Raw genomic sequence first — 21,323 nt, 5'->3', positions numbered from 1 at the left:
TGTAATTGTGGGTCAAGTTTCGATTAACACTCACTGGTCACTTGGCATTGTTGCTGTCATCTTATTATCGAAGCTCCAGGCAATGACAGTTGCACTGTCACGGCCTTTTTCCTGATGTACCTCCATTAGCGCAGCACCGATGCACTCCTTCATATCCCTTGCCGAATAGAAAGCATCAAACAGCTTTTGCGGATTTGCATAGGACTGTGCCCCATATTCCAGAAGACCGTCAGTCGTCATGACGAGCACTTGATGTCCTTCTCTCAGTTCTCTGACTCCAGTTGAATAGCAGGGAACAGGCTGGGCAAAGGTGTTGGCATACCCGATCCATTCATAATAATTCCGCTGGTTCAGTAAGAATTGCCCCCGGGCAGCGAGGTCCGGATGAAGCAGGTAGAGCGAGTTGTCACCGACAGACAGCCACCATATGTAATTCTCTTTGCGGGCGCAGATCAGGCATGCCGTTTCACCGGTCACTTCCCTGCATCTGTTAATGAAGGCTTCCGAGGTAAAGAGGGATAATAGATACTCCTGTAAAGCATCAAAAGCCTTTGATATGGGCTGTGATAGATGTCCGGTAATTTCACTGGCTGCACTGTCAATGGTGCTAACCAGCAGATCTGCACTTTCTGCCGTTTTATGGGCATCCAGCAACATAACAAACTCCCAGCTTCCGTCCGGGTCAAGCAATACAAAGAGGCCGTCTTCGTTTTTGTCCGCACCTGCTGCAGTATTTCCGCCATAACAGCCGATAGCCATATTACCAAAATTCATGGCCGCAGGATCGTCAAGGTACATTGCGTGACTGCCCACCCAGCTAAACTTAATCTTATCCCGTTCCATATTTCGCCTCTATCTCCTATCTATTCACTTTAATACCTCTCTACAATGGACCAGACGATCTTATCGTCCGGGGCATTTTTAGGATACACGAAGCTTGCTTTGATCCGGTTTTCTTTGTCGTAATACGCCCTTGCTTTTAGGCCCTGAGCGGAGTCGTAGCTTTGAACCTTGTATTGGTCTCCCAGTTTGCTTTCCACCTCGTTCAGCACTGTCAGCTCGTCACCGGCTTGGCTCATTATTCCATGCTCAGACAAGGTTTTTAATTTGATAATGGCTCCGTCACTTTCATAGACAACGAGGAAATCCTCATAATATCTGTATTCAGCAGCTTTAGTGCTTTTATCCACAAAACTTGGATTCTTCTTGTACACATCCCACTGCACATCCGCGATATTCTCGCTTACAGCGATTCCATTAATCGTCAGTGAAGACAAGTCCGTAGATTCAACACCGAACGCCGCCACCTGATCTCTTCAGCCCCGTTTTTTCATATACCCACACGCTTTCTTCATGTTATATTTGTCATATCTATCCAATCCGTAAAGCAAGAAAATCAAATTAACTATGCTATAAACCGCCGGGAGGACTGAAGTGCAAATGCTGTGGTCTTTGTTCATTGTGATTCTATTATCGTTTTCGTTCAGGATTGTTCAAAGCGTAATTGGGCTTATCTATAAGCAGCATCTACGGTTCTCTGTCTATTATTGGGGAATTATGGTTATCATTGCAAGCTTATTAATAAAAAACACTTATATCTACAGCTTCCCGAAGAATCTATCTACGGTGCTGCCTTTGTTCTTTATCATTCTGATTGTCAATTGCCTCATCTCGAGATCCTCCGGCTATTCTCCCGCAGGCAGGTTTGACCGGTTCAACTTCGTGATTATCTATCCCGTGCTCGAAGAGATTGCCTTCCGAGGGCTGGCCCTGCCTGTTCTCACCCGTCATCACAGCCTCGGCAAATTCATCATACGCCTGTAATCGAACTCAGCTTCGCTGTCGTAATCACAGCTGCGCTGTTTGCAGTCTCCCATTTGCAATATTATAAACTGAACAGCCAGAGCATCAGATTTATGATATTCGCATTTGCTGGCGGGCTGTTCTTTGGGCTAATCGCCCAGGTGACAGAGTCTATTGCGCTCACTGTCCCACTGCATATCGCTTTTAACGGTTCAGCGGCCTTTTATGTATATTTGATCGCTAAGAAACAATCCAACTCTATGTATAGCTGATCTCTGCTGCCCAGTTTCGCTCTTCATTTATTTCTATGTATACAAAAAAAAGCCCCCGACCCTAAACTACAGAGCCAGTGCCTCTTCCGTGATCCGTTTGATATCGATGGAGGACAGTGTTTCCTCATTGACCATATCCGGCAAAATCTCAGCCAGGAAATATTCCACGCATTTCAGGTCTATGTTCTTGATCTTGATCAGGGCATTGCGGTACATAACCACAAATTCCTTTTCCGTATTACCTCTTTGCAGTTCGGCGAATGCCTCGTAGACCTGATCCATCTTGTCGGCTACCTCCAGAATCAACCCCTCCAGCGATTCATCCTTGCCTTCACGCAATTGATGGAAGAAGATGCTTTTGAAATCCTCGGGAATATGCTCTTCAATGAAATTGTGGACCATACCTTCCTCGACCTGCTGGATTAAAGAACGCAGCTGCAGCGAGGAATGTTTGACCGGTGTTTTAATATCGCCGATAAAGATTTCACCGTAATCGTGGCTGCTCGTAATCTCGTATAGCTTCTTCCAGTCAATAACTGCACCATGCTTTTCTTCGATATCTGCCAAGGTTTTGGCGTACTGCACGACCTTCCAGGAATGGGCCGCTACACTGTGCTCCTCGAATTTGAATTTCCCCGGACAGCGGATGATCCGTTCCAGTTCGTTCAGAGAGCGGAAATATTTATGAATACCCATGGGGCCAGTCCTCCCTTATCTTCATCATATGATCCGGCTGTTTACAATCTCTTAAGCTATTGGAGGAATAGAGATAATAACAGTATAGGTCCCCATTGTTAAATGCGGATTAATCAGTTGACGTCTTATGTTAAAAGAGAGAAGGGCGTTCTCCTGGCACAACATATTACAAATGGCAGAAGGCCTTCCGTTCCCCGTTGTACTCGTTCATCCCCGCCTTACTGCGGAACCTTTCCCCGCCTCAGGTCTGGATTGAAAAACAGTCTTCAGGCCGTTTTGCCGAACTTCATATAGCCTTACAATAAGTACATAGACACCGGATATTAAAAAAAGATTCATTCTGGTAAATCCCAATGGAGAGGACGCGATTCAACCATGACAAAACTATTCCGTTCCGAAAGAGACAAAAAGCTTACCGGCTTATGCGGAGGATTGGCCCGTACACTGAACATTGACGCCACACTTGTTAGACTGCTTGTTGCGGTCACTGCCGTCTTCAGCTTCGGCACCGTTGCTCTCATTTATATAGTGGCCAGCCTCATTGTCCCTAAAGAGCCTATTACTAGCTTCACGGATGACTACCATTCTTTTTAATCAATTTAAATTAAACCATTGAAACTATTAAATTCATCCAAACCTAAAGGAGAAATGAACATGAGCATATTCCAAAGAATCACCACCCTGACAAAGGCAGCAATTCACGAAGGTCTGAATAAACTGGAGGATCCGATTCTGCTGACTGGACAATATTTGCGGGAACTCGATGATAAAATTACAGGCGCTGAAAATAAACAACGCGAATTCAAGGCAGCTGCCAATGTGCTGGAGCGTCGTATCTCCGAATATCAAATCCTTGCGGAACGCAGTGAAGCGGATGCGGTCAAAGCAATGAGCGAAGGAAATGAGCCTGCAGCCAGAGCCGCAGTAATGGCTAAGCTACGCTACCTGGAAAGCGAAGCAGAATGCACGGCAGGTCTGGAAGAAACCCGGCAGACTCTGGCTGCCCTGGAAGTCAGCATCCAAAGTGCCAAAGCAGAGCATGAGCGCTTGAAAGCCAAAAGAACCGAGCTGGCTGCCCGTGCGCGCAAAGCGGAGGAACTGGCGAGACAGCAGGCTCAGAACAGCGGTCACCCTGCTTATCCCGGAACCCGGGGCCACGTTATCAACGCCGGTACGGCATCACGCGGCTTCGAACGGATGGAAGACAAAATCAGCGAATGGGAAGCCCTTGCGGAAACCTCCGCACACCATTCTGCTGAAGCAGCTGATTCCCCGGTTAACAGTGCAGTAGAAGCCGAGCTGGAACGGCTCCGCAGCAAGAAAACGGACAGCAGCAAGTAACTAAAATACACAAAAAGGATACTTCCCTTTCAAGGGAGAGTATCCTTTTTTGTGTACTATATAGATTGAACTTAAGGTTATAGAGTACAGGATCAGTCGCAACTACGGTGAATATTTGGACTTCCGGCCGCTGTTGTCTTCAAATTTCTTGATTTTAACCGCTATTAACGGTAGAAATCCGAAGACAAAGGCGGACGCTACCACTCCTCCAGTTCCAAAATCCCCCTCCGTTGCTCCTTTCCCTTATCTCAAGTTTTTAAGTTCAATCTCTATAATCAGGGGTATCAGGATTAAACTGCCTGTTAAACCAGCTGACCTTTTCCTCAATTCGTCCTGCGGGCTCCGTCGACTTGGAATAACGATTCTCCGGTACCGGTATACCGAGATTTCCGCGCAGTGTATCGCTTTCGTATTCGTTACGGAACAGTCCCCGTTCCTGCAAAATCGGCACCACCCGGTCCACGAATTCCTCCAGGCCGCTCGGTACAGCGGCAGCTATCATAAAGCCGTCTGCCCCACCGGACTCAAACCAGTGCTGGATTTGATCTGCCACCTGCTCCGGTGTGCCAATAAAGCTGCTGCGCGGGGTAGCGGATTGCAGAGCGACCTGGCGCAGTGTCAAGCCTTGCTCCTTGGCATTTTTCTTGATTTTGTCCGTTCCGCTCTGGAAGCTGTTTCGGCCCAATTCGCCAAGCTCCGGAAACGGCTCATCCAGCGGATACTGTGAGAAATCATGATGTTCAAAGAATCTGCCCAGATAGTTCAGCGCGTTCTCAATCGTCACGAGGCCGGCAACCTCCTGGTATTTGCGCTCCGCTTCCTCCGGGGTATCACCAATGATAGGCGCAATGCCCGGGAAGATCAGCACCTCCTCGGGATTCCGGCCGAACGAAGCAATCCGGGCCTTCACATCCCGGTAGAATGCCTGCGCTTCCTCCAGCGTGTCATGTCCGGTAAAGATGGCATCGGCCTCTTTCGAGGCGTAATTCTTTCCGACCTCTGAAGAACCTGCCTGGAATACAACCGGCTGTCCCTGCTTCGAGCGGGCAATATTCAGCGGTCCTTTTACAGAGAAGAATTCTCCTTGATGATCCAGCGTGTGTACCTTGTCCGGATCAAAAAAGACGCCGCTCTCCTTATCGCGTACAAACGCGTCATCCTCCCAGGAATCCCATAATCCGCGCGCCACCTCCAAATATTCCGCGGCGATGCGGTAGCGTTTGCCATGGTCAGGATGCTCCTTCTTGCTGTAATTTAAAGCAGAGCCCTCCAGCGGAGAAGTTACAACATTCCAGCCTGCCCGTCCACCGCTGATCACATCCAGAGATCCGAACTGGCGGGCTACGGTAAAGGGCTCACTGTAGGAGGTCGACAAGGTTCCTACCAGGCCTATTCTGCTGCTGACGGCAGCCAAGGCGCTGAGAATGGTCAATGGCTCGAACCGGTTCAGGAAATGGGGAATGGATTTCTCATTAATGTATAAACCGTCCGCTATAAAGATCAGGTCCAGCTTCCCTTTCTCGGCCTTTTGCACCCACTTCTTGTAGAGCTCAAAGTTCACACTCGCATCCGGCTGGGCTTCAGGATGACGCCACATCGAGGTGCTTCCTCCTACCCCGTGCAGCAGCGCCCCCAGTTTCAGTTGTCTTGGCTTGGTCATATCCATTCCTCCTCTTAATTATTGAATATAAGAAGCTGCGTTAGAACTCTGCTTGATACGTTCGATCTGGCCAAGGTGGGTCTGTACATGTGCAGTAAACAAACGTACGATGTCCGTAATCCTGACCGTTTCCCCTTTGAAGTTAATGCCGCTTTTCTCCCAGTCTTCCGGGTTGAGCCGTCCGAGGAGCAGGCTGTTGTAGTGAAGCAGGCTGCGGAACAACTCCAGGCTGTCGGCGGCATTCCCGCTGTTGGCATACTGGCCGCTGACCCAGGCATCCTGATTAAAGACCGGCAGCTGTACTTCGGTACCCGCCAGAATATCGCGGATGCGGAATGAAACCACTATGCTGTGATCGGCCAGATGAGCCAGCACCTCGGTTACACTCCAGCTGGCCGGCCCGGCCTTCCATTTTAATTGCTCCTCCGTCAAATCCTCCAGTGCCTGAACCAGCTGCTGATGCGTATTCAAATAATCCCTGATTTGCACATTGCCCATTAGATCCCCTCCAAAAGTTGTCCGGCTTGCGATTGACCCGGTGTCTCAAAACGTGCTAACGAAAACGGCCGGATATTGTGGCGGGTCTGTCCGTCTGCCGCTAAGTCAGCCAGGATTTCCCCCACAACGCTGGAAAATTTGAAGCCATGCCCCGAGAACCCGCCGGCCAGAAGCACATTCGGATGAAGAGGATGACGGTCGATAATAAAATCCTCATCCGGTGTAGGCTCATATTTGCAGACTGCCCCCTTCAGCAGCCGTCCGGCTGCGCCGGGCATATACGCCTCCAGGACACGGCGGAGATCCCCTTCGTCACTCTCTTCAGTGCCGAAAGGAGCCAGCTTCTCACCCGGCTTCCATTCCAAGCCCGTGTCATGCCGCCCGATCTTCAGGCCAGCTCCGCCAATACTGGGAAAGCCGTAATATCCGCCTTCCTCGGTGCCCAGTGTAAATCCGGGGAAGTTTCCGCTGTCAAAAGCCGGCGCACTCTGAAACCAGCCGACAACCTTGCGGATCGCCTTAATCGGCAGTGTGATGAATGGCGACAGCGCGCCAAACCAGGCCCCGGCACTCAGAATGGCCGCCCCTCCATGAACCTCCCCGTTCTTCGTGTGGACCGTGACACTTCCTTCGCGCGCAGTCACATGAAGTACTGCTGTATTCGTCAGCAGCTCTGCACCATGAGCCAATGCCAGTTGCCGGTAAGCGGCGATGCATCTCTCACTGTAGAGATATCCGGCATCCGGCTCATACATGGCTTCGAACGAATCCGGGAGGGTCAAGGCAGGCCACCTCCGGCGGATTTCCTGCGCATCCAGCTGCTCCACTCTTACCTTACGCTTCCCGGCTTCCGCCAGCTGGCTGCGGAAAGAATATACTGCGCCGTCTGCCAGATTCAAGACTCCCGAAGGCACAAGCAGCTCGGTTCCGCTTTGCTGCTCCGCTTCTTTCCACAGCACATGGGCACGCAGGGCCAAGTCAGTATAGGTGGGGTCACCGCTGTAGGCATGCCTGATCAACCGCGGCTCTCCGTGATGGCTTCCTTCCGTATGCGGCGGATCGAAGGCATCGATCAGCAATGTCTTGATCCCCCGCCGGGCGAGATGATAACCGGCACTCATGCCCATTGAACCCGCCCCGACGATAATCACGTCATAAACAGAGTGTTTCGTTATGTCACTGCACCTCCCTCCGAGGAGAACTGTTCCAAATAACGTACAGCCAGATTGCTGAAGAATGTGGCGCCTACCGGCAGTGCACGTTCATCGAGATTGAAGGAAGGATGATGCCACTCCCGGCTTCCGGCGGTGCCCATAAAGACGAACAATCCGGGAACCACCCGCTGATAAAAGGCGAAATCTTCACCAGCCGGTGAAGGCACCGGCTTCACGGAGGTGTAGCCCAGCTCCTCTGCCGTCTGCTCTCCAAGCCGTGCAAGCGCGGCATCATTGACTACCGGCGGAGGACCTTCGATCCAGCGAACAGCCGCTTCTGCTCCTAAAGCAGCGGCTACACCGGTCGCCACCTGACTGAATCGTTCAAGTACCTCGCCGCGCACCTGTTCATTGAAGGTGCGAATCGTGCCTTCCAGCACTGCAGACTCCGGGATAATATTCCATGAGTTCCCGCTGTGAAGTTGCGTCACACTGATTACTGCACTGTGCAATGCGCTGACATTGCGGCTGACGATAGACTGGAGTGCAGTCACCACATGTGAAGCTGTCACGATAGGGTCGACTCCGGCCTCCGGCACAGCAGCATGTGATCCTGCTCCTTTGATCTCAACCACAAAACCATCCGCAGCAGCCATCAACGGGCCGCTTGTAATGCCGATGGTTCCGACCGGCAGATCCGGCTTATTGTGCATTCCAATCACTGCACGGACATCTTTCAGCACCCCGCTGGCTATCAGCTGCTGCGCACCCTTCGCCTTCTCCTCCGCAGGCTGGAACAGCAGGCGTACGGTTCCCTTCAATTCCTTCTCCTGTTGTTTAAGCTGATAAGCAGCGCCGATCAGTGCCGCGGTATGAAAATCATGTCCGCAGGCGTGCATTTTACCGGGATGTTGTGAGGCATAGGATAATCCGGTTTCCTCCTGAATCGGCAAGGCATCAATATCGGCACGCAGGGCGATTACCGGACCCTCCTGCAGTCCGCCGATCTCCGCGACAACGCCGGTCTTTAGCCCATAATCCAGGGTAGTTACTCCGGCTTGCTCCAGCAGGGCTGTAATATATTTCGTAGTTTCATACTCTTCGTTGGACAGCTCCGGATAACGGTGCAAATGACGCCGGATCCCGGTTATGATTTCATAGAACGCCTCCGCGCTGGGCTCGACGGTTTTGCTTGTCATGAAAGCCCTCCTTCCCTTCGATAATGTTTATCGGACTAGCCCCTTCTTGTCAGGCCTCCGCAGGCACTTCGGCCAGTGCTTCATGCAGCAGTTCAAAGGAACGGATCCGCTTATCGAAGGGCTGCACATTGGTCGTGACGATAAACTCGTCGACGCCAGACGCTGAGGACAACGCCAGCAATTGTTGCCGCACGCTGGCTTTTGTCCCCTTTGTAATTTCCGGCTCCCGCTCTTCAATGGTGTAATCTTCCGTACTCTGCCGGGTAAATTCCTCCGCCTGCTCCCGGGTAGCAACCGTCAGTGTTTTGCCGCTGGCCAGATTAATCCGGATCAGCTTATGCGCTCCTGCCAGTTCTTTGGCCTCCTCCTCGGTTTCGGCAGCCAGGACAGACAGCGCAATAATTGCCCGGGGTTCTTTTCCCGGCGAAGTCTCGAAGTTGTTGCGGTAAGTCTCGATCGCTTCCAGTGCTACCGCCTGATCCCCATTGATGAATAAAGAGAATACGTACGGCAACCCCAGTCCGGCAGCGATTTCCGCACTGGCTACACTCGCGCCAAGCACATAAATTTCGGGAGGTGTCCCTGGAATCGGGCCTGCTTTCAGCCCCGCCAGCGGATGGTCTTCCTCCAGCCGGTTATGTACATACTTTTCGAGTTCGATAATCTTGTCCGTCAGGCTGGAGGGTTCAAAGCTGCCCTGCTGCAATGCCTGTGTGCTCCTTGGCAGCCCCCCGGGAGCACGGCCAACCCCCAGATCCACCCGCCCCGGTGCAAGCGAAGCCAGCACGTTAAAGTTCTCCGCTACCTTATAAGGGCTGTAATGCTGAAGCATAATGCCGCCGGAGCCTATACGGATGCGTTCTGTCTTGGCGAGCAGATGAGAAATCAACACCTCCGGGGATGAACCCGCTACCTGCCCGGAGTCATGATGCTCCGACACCCAGAAACGGCGGAATCCCAGCTGCTCGGATAATTGCGCCAGCTTAATCGTATGCAAGAAGGCTTCTTCCGGCGTTTCCCCCGGATAAATTGGACTTTGGTCGAGGACGCTTATTGTAATCGCCATATTTTGGCCTCCTAAATGGAATAGTTCAGTTCCGGTGTAATCCGCTTTAGGAACTGCTTCGTTCTTTCTTCACGCGGATGATTGAATAACTCTGTCGGTGTCCCTTCCTCAACAATCACACCGCCATCCATGAACACTACGTGATTGGCGACATCGCGGGCAAAACCCATTTCATGCGTCACGACAATCATAGTGATGCCTTCCTTGGCAATTTTGCGGATGACGGCCAGCACCTCGCCCACCAGCTCCGGGTCCAGCGCCGACGTAGGCTCGTCGAACAGAATCACTTCCGGCTCCAGCGCCAGGGCGCGGGCAATGCCTACCCGCTGCTGCTGCCCGCCCGACAGCTGGCTTGGATAGGCGTCCAGCTTGGCTCCAAGCCCCACCTTCTCCAGCAAAGCGATACTCCGTTTTTTCGCTTCCTCCTTCGGAAGCTTTTTGACGATAAGCAGCCCTTCCATCACGTTTTCCAGCGCGGTTTTATGCCGGAAAAGGTTATACTGCTGGAAGACCATCGCCGTTTTTTGCCGCAGCTGATGAATCTCTTTTTTGCGTGCATGCCTGCAGTTCACTTTGAAATCGCCGATGGCAATCTCCCCGTCACTGGGCTTCTCCAGGTAGTTCACGCAGCGCAGTAGGGTAGTTTTGCCTGAGCCGCTGGGGCCGAGGATGACAACAACCTCGCCTTTGGTGACGGTTAAATCAATATTGTTCAGCACCTGATTTCGTCCAAACGACTTCGAAATACGCTCCAGCTTGATCATGCCACTCCACCTCGATTGTAAAGATTGATCCGTTTCTCGATCAGGGACGTCAGCCGCTCGATCAGGAATGTAAGCCCCCAGAAGATCAGCGCCGCCGCCAGGTACGCCTCAAAGAACTTCCAGTTCGTCGAAGCCACAATCTGCGCCTTGGCGTTGATATCCACTACGGATACGGTAAAAGCAAGCGTTGACCCATGCAGCATACCAATAACGGAATTGGACAGATTGGGCAGACTTGCCGCCAGCGCCTGGGGAAAGACAATCCGCCGCAGGGCCTGAGGGGTGGTCATACCTATGGAATGTGCAGCTTCCAGCTGGCCCCGGTCCACGGCAAGCAGACCGGAACGGACGACCTCGGACATATAAGCACCAGCTGTAATTGAGAACGAAATATAGGCAAAACCGATCATCGGAACCGACACCGACCTGAACCCCCAGCCAAAGTGGGCGGCCAGTCCGTCAATAAGGACAGGAAGTCCGAAATAAATCAGCAGCAGATGCGTCAGCATCGGAGTGCCCCGGATAAAGGTGACATACCCGACCGCCAGCGGATACAGGACTGGCACTCTGTAAATCCGGATCAATGCGACACAAATGCCGATAAGAAGGCCCACTGACACGGAGACAACTGTAATATATAGGGTGGTAGGAATGGCGCTCAAGATTTGCAGGAACGCCGTCCAGATAAATGATGGATCCAGTTTCATTATCCTGCGCCTCCTTTACCCGATCCCATTTCCGCAATAATGCGCCGGTAGGACCAATTTTTGTGGACCCTAAACGATTTTTTCTCAGGGGTGCTCCGCTTTTCATGCCGCAGCAGCCGGTGCTCCGCCACAAGCAGCAGCTTCTCAATCGTATAGCTGATGACCAGATAGATCAGGGCAAGGGCAATGTAGGTTTCGATAAAATGCTGTGTCAAGCTGCCAAGCGTCTGTGCTTTGCCCGTCATTTCCATCACACCAAGCGTGAAGGCCAGCGATGTATCTTTCAGCAGCGCAATCACCAGATTGGAGAATACCGGAATCGCGATGCCGAGCGCCTGCGGCAATACGATCCGCGTAAAAGCCTGGAACCCCGTCATTCCCGTAGCATAGGCAGCCTCCACCTGCCCCTTATCCACCGCCATCACAGAAGCCCGGATCATTTCGGACATGTATGCCCCCGTATGCAGGCCGTAGGTTAGAATCACAAAGACAAGCACCGGCGTCCGGGTCATATCCACATGAACCAGTTTTAGAATTTCAGGCAGCCCGTAATAGAACAGGAAGAGCTGGATCAGAATCGGCGTTCCCCGAAAAAAAGAAATATAGATTTCAGAGAAGGTTTTCAGCACCGGCACTTTGTACAGGCGGGGCAGAGCCACGAGAAAACCGACTATAATTCCTGCCAGCAGCGAGCAGGCGACAATCAGCAGTGTGGTGTTTAACGTCCCCAGCAGCTTAGGCAAAAATGAAAATACATAGCTGATATCAAATGGTTCGCCCATAAACTCCCTCCCTTCCCACACTCACAGGCTTAATCATTGAACCGAATTCGCTGTAACATCCGCACCCAGCCATTCCGTGCTCAGCTTGCCCAGTGTACCGTCTGTCTTAAGCTCCTTGATCGCACCGTCAATCGCATCCGATAGCTTCTGCGAATCAGCATCATCCTTGCGCAGCACATAGAGAATATCTGCCGATGACAGCTCGTCGCCCGTTGCCTTCAGCTTGCTCTGCGGATCAATGATCGGAAGGACAAAATCGGCAGCCAGCGTGGCGTCTACACGGCCGGAGCTGATCTGGGCAGCTGTATCGTTAGCCGTACCGTTTTGGTACACGATGTTAATCGCATTTTCATGCTCTTTATTGTAGTTCTCAAGAATTTGCGCCTGTGCACTGGTTGCACCCGTCAGCACCTTTTTACCTTTCAGATCATCCAGCGAATGAATCGACTCATTGTCCTTAGCCACCACAATGCGGTTTCTCCAGTGGGCGTAAGCTTCTTTGTTAAAAGAATACTTCAGCTCGCGCTCCGGATTTTTTTCCATAACATGGGCGACCAGGTCGATTTTTTTGGTTTCCAGACTCAGCAGCAGGTTGCTGAAATCCATCGTCTGCAGTTCGAATTCATATTCCGGCAGGCGATTGTCAATTTCTTTAATCAGCTCCACATCAAACCCGGTCAGCTTGCCGTTCTCGTCGATGTAGCAGACTTTTGGAAAACCTGTGCCTGTGCCCACGATGATCTTCGTTACCTTGGCCGGCTCTGCCGAAGCATTACCCCCTTGCGCATTAGCCGGTGCTGCAGCTTCTGCCACATTCCCGCTCTTGCTGCTGTCCGTGTTGTTGCCGCCAGCACTATTGCTGTTATTTCCGCAGCCGGCAATCGCCAGCGTGAGTATTGATGCAAATACCAGTGAGATTGACTTCTTCATGTTTCTATCCCCTTTGAATGAAATGTGGTTTGTTTATAAGTGTCTTTTTCAGCAGATACATGATGCCGTCGCCATTTTGCGGGTCAAGCTCCAGGAACCTTTCATAACCCCGCCGCTCATACATCTCAACCAGCCACGGATGTTTTTTCGCCGTTGCCAGAGTGACTTCGGGTGAGCCCAATTGTCCGAGAATAATATGCTCCTCTACCCAATCCAGCAGCTTTCCGCCATAGCCCTTGTTGCTGTATTCCGGACTCACGGCGAACCATTTGATAAAAGGCAGCGGGCTGAGCTTCTTGACCTCTTCTTCTTTTGACAAAGTGATTGTCGCAATAATCGTTCCGCTGACTTCAAGCACATAACATTCATTGGTTGAAATATTGTCTTCAACCAGCGCCAGATCGGCGTTTGCCGCCGGCCAATGCAGCCCCAGTTCACGAATCAGCTGATAGGCACGATATGTAATATCCAGTAATTGCTCCGCATCCTTCTGTTCTGCCAGCCGGTATACTTCACCCATCACATGCCCTCCAACCTTTCGAGTTTTAATTTTATAATCCCTATCGAATTAGTCGTGATTATGATTATGCAATTAACTTTATCACCGCAGGTATCCATGCGCTAATAGAGTTTTTTAATACATCTATACAAGAAGTCGATCTCCGGCTTTGCCTATGCTAAGTTCCAGCAGGGTTTCGATAAACTCCGCATTTTCCCCGTTCAGGGAAATCAGGCTGGTCCGCAGCGAAATCCCTTCCGTCTCCGCGATATCCACCCGGATCAGCGTCCCTGCCGCCACTTCCTCCTGCACACTGAGTGCCGGTAGAAAGCAAATCCCTGCTTGTTTCAGCACCAGCTTCTTGGCCGTCTCCAGGTTATCCACCTGATATTCAATATTCGGCGGCTGCTCCATACTCTCAAATACACGGTGCAGCCGCATCCAGTCCAAAGAGCCGCATTCAAAGAAAACCAGCGTCTCCTGACGGATATCCTGTATTGAAGCACGGCCTCCCTTGGCCAGGCGATGCCCCTTGTGCACATACAGCGAAATGGGGTCCTCGCAGAATGGAAAAGCCTGAATCGCCGGATTTACGACTTTACGGATAAAAGCCAGATCGAGCTCCTTCGACTTCAGCTTGCTGATCAGCACTTCCGTGGACGCTGTCGTCAGCTTGATCGTGATATGCGGATACCTGCGCTTCAGATGAAGCAGCAGATGGGGCATCAAATAATTGGACACCGAGACAGTGCTGCCGATTCTCAGCTCATTGGGAATATGTCCTTTCGATTGTATTTGATGCTTGCCGGTTTGATAGACCTGGAGAATCTGCTGGGCATAGGGGAGGAACTGCTTGCCTTTATCGGTGAGATTAATCTGCTTGCCCAGCCGGTCAAATACCCGGCAATCCAGCTCCCGTTCGAGCGATTGTATGCGGGCGGTAACTGTCGGCTGCGAGATATACAGGACTTCGGCCGCTTTATTGAAGCTTCCATAATGGTTGATGTACACAAAGGCCTCAATATTTTCAATGTTCACACCTAGCCCCCCCTTAGTCGGGTTTTAATTTTACTATTCCGATGAATTAACAATGATTTATGGCGATGCGTTCTTATAGATTTTGTATATATCTTATTCACGGCGTATTTTTTTGTCAACACATATTCCGTGTATTTCAGTCGGATTTCCATTAAATAAGTCACAAAGATGGATAGAACTTTTCTATTCATTTATCAGAATCATTAAATTCCTCTTATGTCTATGCGATTTGTCAGTTATAATAATGTCATTCGCCTGATCTTTCTACCTGACTTATGTAAGGGAGGTATATCGTGAATATGTCAAAAGAGATCATTATTCGTGACGCTGCAGATAATGAGCGCGAAGCCATCGCCGAAGTGCTGCTGTCCGCATACAGCCAATATTCTGCCGACATGCCTGAGCCGCAGTGGGAAGCGTACCGGAATTCAATCCTTGATTCCGTACACGGTGATGCCCCGTTCGCGCGCATCATCGCTGAAACCGGCCAGCAGATTGTCGGTAGCGCATTGTTGTTCACCTCCTCGGAAACGGCTTACGGCAAGCCGGAGCTTGGCATCCACTCCCCTGTACTGCGCCTGCTTGCCGTCTCCCCTGACGTACGCGGCCGCGGCGTTGCTGCACTCCTGATTCGGGAAGCCGCCCGGAGATCCCGTGGGTTGGGCGCCTCCACCCTGAACCTGCACACCTCGGATATGATGGTCTCGGCGATCAGGCTCTACGAACGGCTGGGCTTCAAACGGCATTTCGAGACCGATATTATGAACGGGAATACTCTGGTTAAAGGTTTCCGGCTGGATCTGCAATCCTTCCCCGGTGCTGAGAGGGAACAACCCCTAACCACAAGAATAGGCTAGCCCATGGGCCAGCCTATTCTCGCAAAAATGTTGATATTCCCCTTACGTCGAGAGAATCCGTTTGTCCTTGGCCGCCTTCAGCCAGTGCGGAAATTCATTGAGCAGCCTGTCGTACAGCTCGTCATCCGATACCCGTTCAATCCGGTCCAAGTGAACAAAGTCCGCATTGTCCACGACTCTGCCGGTCATGTTGTCCAATCCTTCCAGCACTTCGAAATCCGAATTGCCGATCCCGACAAACTGCCAGAATATCGGCTGGACAGCTGCCTTCATAATCACCTTTTTGGTTAATTTCAAGACGCCTCCGTCATTGATAAATATGATAAATACCGGAGTAGAATCCTTATCCTCTTTGGTATACTTGCGGATCACATCCTCCATCACCGGAGGTTCATTGTTCCGCCCGAATTTATGAATCGAAGGATTTTTTAGAATATGTCTTTGTACGTATTGTTCAAAGTCCCGTTCCGTAACCGGGGGCAGCCGGCTGAATTCGTTATCGTACACCCAGACATCCAGCGAGCCATTGTCGTCAAATTTGCAGGCAACGGCCAATATCCGTTCTACAACCTCCTGCACGATGCCGCGGGCATACAGATCTCTCATCGAGCCGCTGATATCCAGCACAACCCCAACCCGGGCTGTTACTCCGGTCAACTGCTTCTTTTCGAGTGTGAACTGAACTATTTTTTTGCGCAGATCAATGGTAGACAGGACAGAATTCTTTACAGGTTCCGGTGGAGCAGACAGCTCGGCTGGTGCTGGCGGCGGCGTTGGTGAAGGCGGTTCAAGCGGTGCCAGCACTTCAGCTGCAGCAGCAACCTCCGCAGAACCCGCCTCTTCCACTTCAAGTCCAAAATTGACGCATAGTGCAGCCAAGCCTCCATTAAAACCGCTGCCGATGGCGTTAAATTTCCACTCCCCGTTATGGCGGTATAATTCTCCTGCTACGATCGCTGTCTCATCGGATAAATCAGAGCCATACTCAAAACGGAGCAGTTCCTCGCCGCTCTGACGATCCTGGAGCTTCAGATAAAGGCCGGATACATCTTTCATGCGGTGATTCAGTTGTTCGCCTTCATAGATAGTCAATGTCAAGGCGATCCGGGCAACCTGCTGCGGCAGACGGGACAATGAAACCGAGAGACTTTCCTTATCCCCCTGGTTCAAGACTGTGTGTGTTACGGCTCCATCCTGTGATATCGGATTTCCATAGAAAATAAAGTCCTCATCACGTTCGCAGCGTCCCCGCTCCGACAACAAAAAAGCAGCGGCATCTATCCCCATCTCTTGATTAGCGGTTGACCATCCGAAGGATAATGTAATCTCATTTACGTTTTTCCCTTTAGTTACATCTACCTTTTGACCTTTTAGCAGCTGCAGCATAACCTCATCTCCTCATTCCTCGATGTACTCTTCCAATTTTTCATATATAAGGAGTATCATACTCACAAGGTTTTGTAAAATTGCTAGATTGTATTTACCCCCTCACTACTTTAGTATTAATGATATACCTGATAGATAAGGGGCTTTACCAAATGAACTTTACAGCAATTGACTTTGAGACGGCAAATTCCAGCCGCTCCAGCGCCTGCTCCCTGGGTCTTGTCCAGGTTAGAGAAGGCGTTATTACAGCCGAGCATGTCTGGCTGATTGACCCGCGCCAGCGGTTTGACGGGATGAACATCGCTATTCACGGGATCACGCCCTCAATGGTCCAGGGGCAGCCTACTTTTGCTGAGCTGTGGCCATTGCTCGAACCGCTGCTGCAAGGCGAAATCGTCGTGGCGCATAATGCCGCCTTCGATATGAGCGTGCTGCGTTATTGTCTGGATGCCTCAGGGACCAGCTACCCGAATTTTCAATATATGTGCACCTATCTGCTGGGAAAAAAAATGCTCCAGGAGTTGCCTTCCCATAAATTGAATGTAATCTCACAGCATTTCGGCATCCGTCTGAAGCATCATGATGCACTCGATGATGCCCGGGCTGCGGCTATCATCTTATTGAAGCTGATGGAACAGCAGCAGCAATTCGAACCGCTGCTGCTCGCGGACAGTCAAGGCTATAAAGCCGGAACGATGTATTCGGGCGGATATACTCCTTTTAAATCACCACCCAAAAAAGCAGCAAAGAAACCCGGCAAAAAACGGGTTCCGCTGCTCCCGGCAGCACCTTTTGAGCAGCGCTTCTGAGACATCCCGGCAACCTACTGTGGATCAAAATAAAGAGCAGGTCTTCTCGGTTACTCAAGAAGACCTGCTCTTTGCGTTTTTTTGACGATTCTAGATTTTCGACCGGTAAACCGCCTTGTTCTCCAGTCCGCGGATAAACGGTGTCCATTCTTCTGTTTCCGGGGTCGTATCCAGCGCATCCTCCACCATCTGCAGCTTGGCATCCATCGCATCGATATGATGCAGCGCCACCGCTTCCGCCGTTTGCGGCTGAACAGGGCTTCCCCATTCGCCCAGATTATGATGGGATAAGACCAAATGCTGCAGCGCGATAACTTTTTCCGAATCCAGAGTAAAACCTAAACGAATCGCGGCCTCGGTAATCCAGTTCGACGCCATCGAGATATGACCGATCAGCTTCCCCTGCACACTGTAATCCGACACAATGCCAAACTGGGAAATCATCTCCTCCGGCTTGGCGATATCATGCAGAATGATCCCCGCCTTCATCAGATCAGGGTTCAGGAACGGACGCTGTTTGCAGAGAAAATCCCCAATCTCCAGCATCCGCACCATGTGATAGGCAAGTCCGGCAAAATAAGCATGGTGATAGGTCTTGGCTGCGGGATAATGCATCAGCTTCTCTTCCACCTTGCCGACGCAGAAGGAGACGATTGCGGAAATCTCCTGATCGGCAATGCTGCTCATCACCCCTTTAATCGTATGGATAAGATCAACGGGACGGATTGGCGCAGACCGGATAAAATCAGTGAGTGATACACCGTCCGTCTCATTGGCCAGTCTGATCTTGGTAATCTTGACCTGCAGCTTCTCACGGTAGGTATGCGCTATGCCGCGCACCTTCACCAGCGCCATGGGGAAAAAGGTTTCTTTATCAGTTGTGCTGACATCCCAATATTTAGCTGTTATCTGACCGCTTGAATCACCGAGTACAATATCAAAATAATCCTTTGGAGGAGTACCGTTTGTCTGTTTGAGCGTCAGCTCCCGTAACAGATAGAACCCGACAAATTCGTCCTGCGGAGATAGCTGTTTAATTAGTGTCATGTTGGAGCCTCCCATTACTAGCAGGTATTATATCCTGCTGTGTATATTAAACTTTTGACATTCACCTTCGAAATCCCTTTAAATTACTATACGATAACGATTCATAATTATGCCCGGGCCTGTACCAAGCAGGTCAATAGCCTTTGCTTACAGCACAAAAAGAGGCTATCCAGAGCCATTTACAGGGCCTGAATAACCTCCTCTATAGACGTTGCTGTATTATTTGCCTGCTGCTTCCAGCGCAGCTTTGATTGCTTCTACTGCTTTGGCGGAAACATCCTTCTCAGCATCATTGGCTCCGAAGGCTGCCGGACGGTATCCGTATTTATGCAGTCCATTCGTGCTGGAAGTGGACTCAATTTCTGTCTTCACCGCAAGCTCAGCCGGTGTTAATAGATATGGGGTCTTCACTTTTCCGGCACCGTCGAGATAATAGACCAGCATCAACACAGGGATATTATTTTTGACAGTAACCATGACATTGACGGATTTGTCGGCACTTGCTCCAATGAAAATTCCATCGAAGTAAGCTGCTTTGTCGGTTTCTACAACTTCAGCTTTACCATAAGCTCTGTCTACGGCAGCTTTCAGTGCATTGCTGCTGCTTGTAGCGCCGGAGATGGCATCTACCGATTGTACACCTTCTCTTGTTCCTGCAGCAAGGAAGCTGGTAGTCAACTGCGGAATTGCTTTTTGAACTTCAGCATAAGCCGCTTTTCCTAAATCCACCATATTCATACCTACACGGGAAAGAGCAACATTCACAATCTTGCCGTTGCGCAGAGTTACGTCTGCTCTGTTGGTTCCTTTATCATAAGCATCACCGAAAGCGGTGAAAGTGCCGTCTTTATAAGTGCCTTGTACTTTGGAAGCATTGGTCAAAGCGTCTGTCAGAGCTGCTTTTGCCGCTTTGGACAAAGCTTCTTGACCCGGAACATCCGTCAAATCCACGCCTTGTTCAAGCAAACCTGCAGTCAGCAGTCCAACTACAGTTTTTTGTTCAGGTGTCAGCTTGTCATCGGCAATAATTTTGCCGTCAGCTGCAAAGAGGCTTACTTTAATGCCGCTTACTTTGTCGGCAGCAATGTCGACCAGCAGCAGGACTTTGTTCTGGTTGTCTACGCCGGCGAATTTGCCTTCAAAATATTTGCCTTCTGCAGGAACTTTCAGCGCCTTCTCGAAAGCTCTTTCTACAGCTTGGTTCCAGCCATGGCTGCTTTCGGTAGCGCCGGAAATACCGTCTACCTTTTCATCATAATTGGCCAAATAAGAACCGTTGGCAAGCAATTTGGCTGTCATTGGTGCATTTGCTTTTACAACTTCTGCATAAGCAGTTGCGCCTCTGTCTACCAGATTGGAACCCAGTCTGTACAGCTTCACATTTACCAGCTTGCCGTTGCGGATAACGATATCGGCTCTTTCCACGCCTACGCTTCTTGCAGTACCGTAGGAAGAGTAGAAGCCGTCAACATAAGCGGAAGTGTTGTTGATGAGGGCGTTCTGCTCTGCATCCCAGAATGCCTGAATTGCAGCTTTGGATTCAGCTTCAAATCCGGCTACAGGTTGTGCGGACGAACCGTTTGCGAGCAGTACAGGCGTGATTGCCGCAATCGCTGCAGTTTGCTCTGCAGTGTAGGTTTTTTCATCCACGAAATCTCCGCTTGTTGTCAGCGGATACAGTTTAACCGCAGTCAGCTTGGCAGCATCGTAGGTTGCGAATACCGCATATTTACCTTGAGGGTCGATACCCATGATGTCGCCTTTGAAATAAGTGGCGTCAGCCGGTTTTACTTTCAGCGCTCTTTCAAACGCTCTGTCTACCGACAATTTCCAGCCGTTGCTGGAGCGGGTTGCGCCGGAAACAGCATCCACTGCAGCAGCTCCGACTCTTGTCTTGCCGAGCAGTCTGTCTTTCATCAGACCATATGCCGTCCAGAGGCCGCTGTAATTCTCACGGACATTTCTGTCGATCAGCTTCGGAGATGTTCTCAGCAGATCAATGGAAGCGATTTTGCCGTCTTTAATCGTAACTTTCGCGCCTTCGGTACCTTTGGAGTAAGCATCGCCGTAAGCTACATATACCCCGTCTTGATACACATCTTGTTGAACCGTTACAGGCTTAGCAGTAGCGGCCGGTTTAACTGTTGCAGCTGGTTTAGCTGTTGCAGTCGGTTTAGCTGTTGCAGCTGGTTTAGCTGTTGCAGTCGGTTTAGCTGTGGTAGCTGGTTTAGCTGTTGCAGCTGGTTTAGCCGTTGCAGCTGGCTTCGCTGTTGCAGCTGGCTTCGCAGTCGCTTTGGGCGTTGCAGCCGGTTTCTTTGTTGCTGCTGGTTTTTCAGTCGCTTTGGGCGTTGCAGCCGGTTTGGCTGTTGCCTTTGGTGTTGCTTCCGGTTTAGCCGTTGCTTCTTCCGAAGCGGCAGAAACCGCATCCACCTTCAAATTCAGTGCAGGTGCATTAATTGTGTAAGCGATTGGCGCAAGCAACAAGGCTGCGCTTACAGTCAAAGAAATCAGTTTTTTCAATGAGTATTCTCCTTTACCATATCTCCAGTAGTATGTAGCACTTTACAGCTGATCTTCCGTTTGGCCATCTCTCATCCCTTCTTAAGAAGAAGATCCTGCTTCCTCCTAAGAGGTCATCCCCCCTTTCCCATCCCGCGTCAGCTATCCCATGCACCATAGAAGAGCTCTTACGAATATCCCATTCAAAAGGTGAAACAATTCACATATATAGGTGAATTAATTCACATTCATTAGTTCATGTCTGCTAGAGGCAATTTCTGGCTTGATGGTATCAAATCAAAGCTTGGCCTCTCTG

23 protein-coding genes and 1 pseudogene are annotated in these 21,323 nt (G+C 50.6%); 6 read left to right on the top strand and 18 right to left on the bottom strand.

Annotated features, from left to right (window positions below; genetic code table 11):
* Nucleotides 1-30 precede the first annotated feature (30 nt).
* Together ACQ76X_RS15865 and ACQ76X_RS15860 are read right to left on the bottom strand one after the other, a co-directional pair.
* On the bottom strand, nucleotides 31-843 hold the full coding sequence (locus tag ACQ76X_RS15865) for a protein phosphatase 2C domain-containing protein (RefSeq protein WP_438494961.1): 813 nt from the start codon (nucleotides 841-843) through the stop codon (nucleotides 31-33).
* Between the two features lie 29 nt (nucleotides 844-872).
* The gene (locus ACQ76X_RS15860) at nucleotides 873-1,307 is read right to left on the bottom strand and encodes a peptidase M56 (RefSeq protein ID WP_438494960.1); all 435 of its coding nucleotides are present in this window, start codon (nucleotides 1,305-1,307) and stop codon (nucleotides 873-875) included.
* A 127-nt stretch (nucleotides 1,308-1,434) separates the two neighbouring features.
* Between ACQ76X_RS15860 and ACQ76X_RS15855 the strand changes: the two genes are divergently transcribed.
* Both ACQ76X_RS15855 and ACQ76X_RS15850 read left to right on the top strand, forming a co-directional pair.
* The gene (locus ACQ76X_RS15855; RefSeq protein WP_438494959.1) at nucleotides 1,435-1,824 is read left to right on the top strand and encodes a hypothetical protein; all 390 of its coding nucleotides are present in this window, start codon (nucleotides 1,435-1,437) and stop codon (nucleotides 1,822-1,824) included.
* Nucleotides 1,806-2,075: a CPBP family glutamic-type intramembrane protease gene (locus tag ACQ76X_RS15850; RefSeq protein ID WP_438494988.1), complete on the top strand. Its 270-nt coding sequence runs from the start codon at nucleotides 1,806-1,808 to the stop codon at nucleotides 2,073-2,075. The genes ACQ76X_RS15855 and ACQ76X_RS15850 overlap by 19 nt, the downstream gene beginning before the upstream one ends.
* A 66-nt stretch (nucleotides 2,076-2,141) precedes the next feature.
* On the opposite strand, the gene ACQ76X_RS15845 is transcribed toward ACQ76X_RS15850, so the two are convergent.
* On the bottom strand, nucleotides 2,142-2,771 hold the full coding sequence (locus tag ACQ76X_RS15845) for a YfbR-like 5'-deoxynucleotidase (protein WP_038587382.1): 630 nt from the start codon (nucleotides 2,769-2,771) through the stop codon (nucleotides 2,142-2,144).
* A 375-nt stretch (nucleotides 2,772-3,146) separates the two neighbouring features.
* On the opposite strand from ACQ76X_RS15845, the gene ACQ76X_RS15840 reads away from it, so the two are divergent.
* Both ACQ76X_RS15840 and ACQ76X_RS15835 read left to right on the top strand, forming a co-directional pair.
* A complete protein-coding gene (locus ACQ76X_RS15840; protein WP_438494958.1) occupies nucleotides 3,147-3,365 on the top strand; it encodes a PspC domain-containing protein in 219 nt (72 codons plus the stop codon).
* A gap of 60 nt (nucleotides 3,366-3,425) precedes the next feature.
* Nucleotides 3,426-4,112, top strand: coding sequence for a PspA/IM30 family protein (locus tag ACQ76X_RS15835; protein ID WP_342438856.1), 687 nt, complete (start codon nucleotides 3,426-3,428; stop codon nucleotides 4,110-4,112).
* A 262-nt stretch (nucleotides 4,113-4,374) separates the two neighbouring features.
* Here ACQ76X_RS15835 and ACQ76X_RS15830 read toward each other — a convergent pair whose 3' ends face one another.
* The 11 genes from ACQ76X_RS15830 to ACQ76X_RS15780 form a co-directional block, all read right to left on the bottom strand.
* Nucleotides 4,375-5,772 carry an LLM class flavin-dependent oxidoreductase gene (locus ACQ76X_RS15830; RefSeq protein WP_438494957.1) on the bottom strand — a complete coding sequence of 466 codons (1,398 nt, stop codon included), beginning with the start codon at nucleotides 5,770-5,772 and terminating at the stop codon, nucleotides 4,375-4,377.
* Between the two features lie 18 nt (nucleotides 5,773-5,790).
* Nucleotides 5,791-6,270, bottom strand: coding sequence for a DinB family protein (locus ACQ76X_RS15825; RefSeq protein ID WP_438494956.1), 480 nt, complete (start codon nucleotides 6,268-6,270; stop codon nucleotides 5,791-5,793).
* On the bottom strand, nucleotides 6,270-7,445 hold the full coding sequence (gene solA, locus ACQ76X_RS15820; protein ID WP_438494987.1) for an N-methyl-L-tryptophan oxidase: 1,176 nt from the start codon (nucleotides 7,443-7,445) through the stop codon (nucleotides 6,270-6,272). The genes ACQ76X_RS15825 and solA overlap by 1 nt, the downstream gene beginning before the upstream one ends.
* Nucleotides 7,442-8,623 (bottom strand): amidohydrolase, encoded by a 1,182-nt coding sequence (locus ACQ76X_RS15815; RefSeq protein WP_438494955.1) that lies wholly within the window; start codon nucleotides 8,621-8,623, stop codon nucleotides 7,442-7,444. Before ACQ76X_RS15815 ends, solA begins: the two co-directional genes overlap by 4 nt.
* Nucleotides 8,624-8,672: 49 nt before the next feature.
* Complete coding sequence (locus ACQ76X_RS15810; protein WP_438494954.1) at nucleotides 8,673-9,689, bottom strand: LLM class flavin-dependent oxidoreductase; 1,017 nt, start codon at nucleotides 9,687-9,689, stop codon at nucleotides 8,673-8,675.
* Nucleotides 9,690-9,700: 11 nt separating this feature from the next.
* Nucleotides 9,701-10,453, bottom strand: a complete 753-nt coding sequence (locus tag ACQ76X_RS15805) for an amino acid ABC transporter ATP-binding protein (RefSeq protein WP_076114529.1) — start codon at nucleotides 10,451-10,453, stop codon at nucleotides 9,701-9,703.
* On the bottom strand, nucleotides 10,450-11,160 hold the full coding sequence (locus ACQ76X_RS15800; RefSeq protein ID WP_076114528.1) for an amino acid ABC transporter permease: 711 nt from the start codon (nucleotides 11,158-11,160) through the stop codon (nucleotides 10,450-10,452). The genes ACQ76X_RS15805 and ACQ76X_RS15800 overlap by 4 nt, the downstream gene beginning before the upstream one ends.
* Nucleotides 11,160-11,942, bottom strand: a complete 783-nt coding sequence (locus tag ACQ76X_RS15795; RefSeq protein WP_341119688.1) for an amino acid ABC transporter permease — start codon at nucleotides 11,940-11,942, stop codon at nucleotides 11,160-11,162. The genes ACQ76X_RS15800 and ACQ76X_RS15795 overlap by 1 nt, the downstream gene beginning before the upstream one ends.
* Nucleotides 11,943-11,975: 33 nt before the next feature.
* On the bottom strand, nucleotides 11,976-12,872 hold the full coding sequence (locus tag ACQ76X_RS15790; RefSeq protein ID WP_438494953.1) for a transporter substrate-binding domain-containing protein: 897 nt from the start codon (nucleotides 12,870-12,872) through the stop codon (nucleotides 11,976-11,978).
* Between the two features lie 4 nt (nucleotides 12,873-12,876).
* The gene (locus ACQ76X_RS15785) at nucleotides 12,877-13,392 is read right to left on the bottom strand and encodes a GNAT family N-acetyltransferase (protein WP_438494952.1); all 516 of its coding nucleotides are present in this window, start codon (nucleotides 13,390-13,392) and stop codon (nucleotides 12,877-12,879) included.
* Nucleotides 13,393-13,515: 123 nt separating this feature from the next.
* The gene (locus ACQ76X_RS15780; protein ID WP_038587362.1) at nucleotides 13,516-14,409 is read right to left on the bottom strand and encodes a LysR family transcriptional regulator; all 894 of its coding nucleotides are present in this window, start codon (nucleotides 14,407-14,409) and stop codon (nucleotides 13,516-13,518) included.
* Between the two features lie 293 nt (nucleotides 14,410-14,702).
* Between ACQ76X_RS15780 and ACQ76X_RS15775 the strand changes: the two genes are divergently transcribed.
* Nucleotides 14,703-15,266 (top strand): GNAT family N-acetyltransferase, encoded by a 564-nt coding sequence (locus ACQ76X_RS15775; protein WP_438494951.1) that lies wholly within the window; start codon nucleotides 14,703-14,705, stop codon nucleotides 15,264-15,266.
* A 42-nt stretch (nucleotides 15,267-15,308) separates the two neighbouring features.
* On the opposite strand, the gene ACQ76X_RS15770 is transcribed toward ACQ76X_RS15775, so the two are convergent.
* Together ACQ76X_RS15770 and ACQ76X_RS15765 are read right to left on the bottom strand one after the other, a co-directional pair.
* Nucleotides 15,309-15,980, bottom strand: a complete 672-nt coding sequence (locus tag ACQ76X_RS15770; RefSeq protein WP_438494986.1) for a vWA domain-containing protein — start codon at nucleotides 15,978-15,980, stop codon at nucleotides 15,309-15,311.
* Nucleotides 15,981-16,181: 201 nt separating this feature from the next.
* A pseudogene (locus ACQ76X_RS15765) lies at nucleotides 16,182-16,652 on the bottom strand (TerD family protein); the annotation flags it as partial.
* Between the two features lie 152 nt (nucleotides 16,653-16,804).
* On the opposite strand from ACQ76X_RS15765, the gene ACQ76X_RS15760 reads away from it, so the two are divergent.
* Nucleotides 16,805-17,461, top strand: coding sequence for a 3'-5' exonuclease (locus ACQ76X_RS15760; protein WP_341090802.1), 657 nt, complete (start codon nucleotides 16,805-16,807; stop codon nucleotides 17,459-17,461).
* Between the two features lie 90 nt (nucleotides 17,462-17,551).
* Here the strand turns inward: ACQ76X_RS15760 and ACQ76X_RS15755 are convergent, their stop codons facing one another.
* Nucleotides 17,552-18,508, bottom strand: a complete 957-nt coding sequence (locus tag ACQ76X_RS15755) for a 3'-5' exoribonuclease YhaM family protein (RefSeq protein WP_038587356.1) — start codon at nucleotides 18,506-18,508, stop codon at nucleotides 17,552-17,554.
* A gap of 219 nt (nucleotides 18,509-18,727) precedes the next feature.
* On the bottom strand, nucleotides 18,728-21,028 hold the full coding sequence (locus tag ACQ76X_RS15750; RefSeq protein WP_438494950.1) for an FMN-binding protein: 2,301 nt from the start codon (nucleotides 21,026-21,028) through the stop codon (nucleotides 18,728-18,730).
* Nucleotides 21,029-21,323: the final 295 nt, after the last annotated feature.

This window comes from Paenibacillus sp. IHBB 3054 (assembly GCF_051594305.1).
Classification (GTDB): Bacteria; Bacillota; Bacilli; order Paenibacillales; family Paenibacillaceae; genus Paenibacillus_AQ.
Note: the sequence above shows the minus strand (reverse complement) of the source record. Positions and strands in the feature narration are given on the sequence as shown.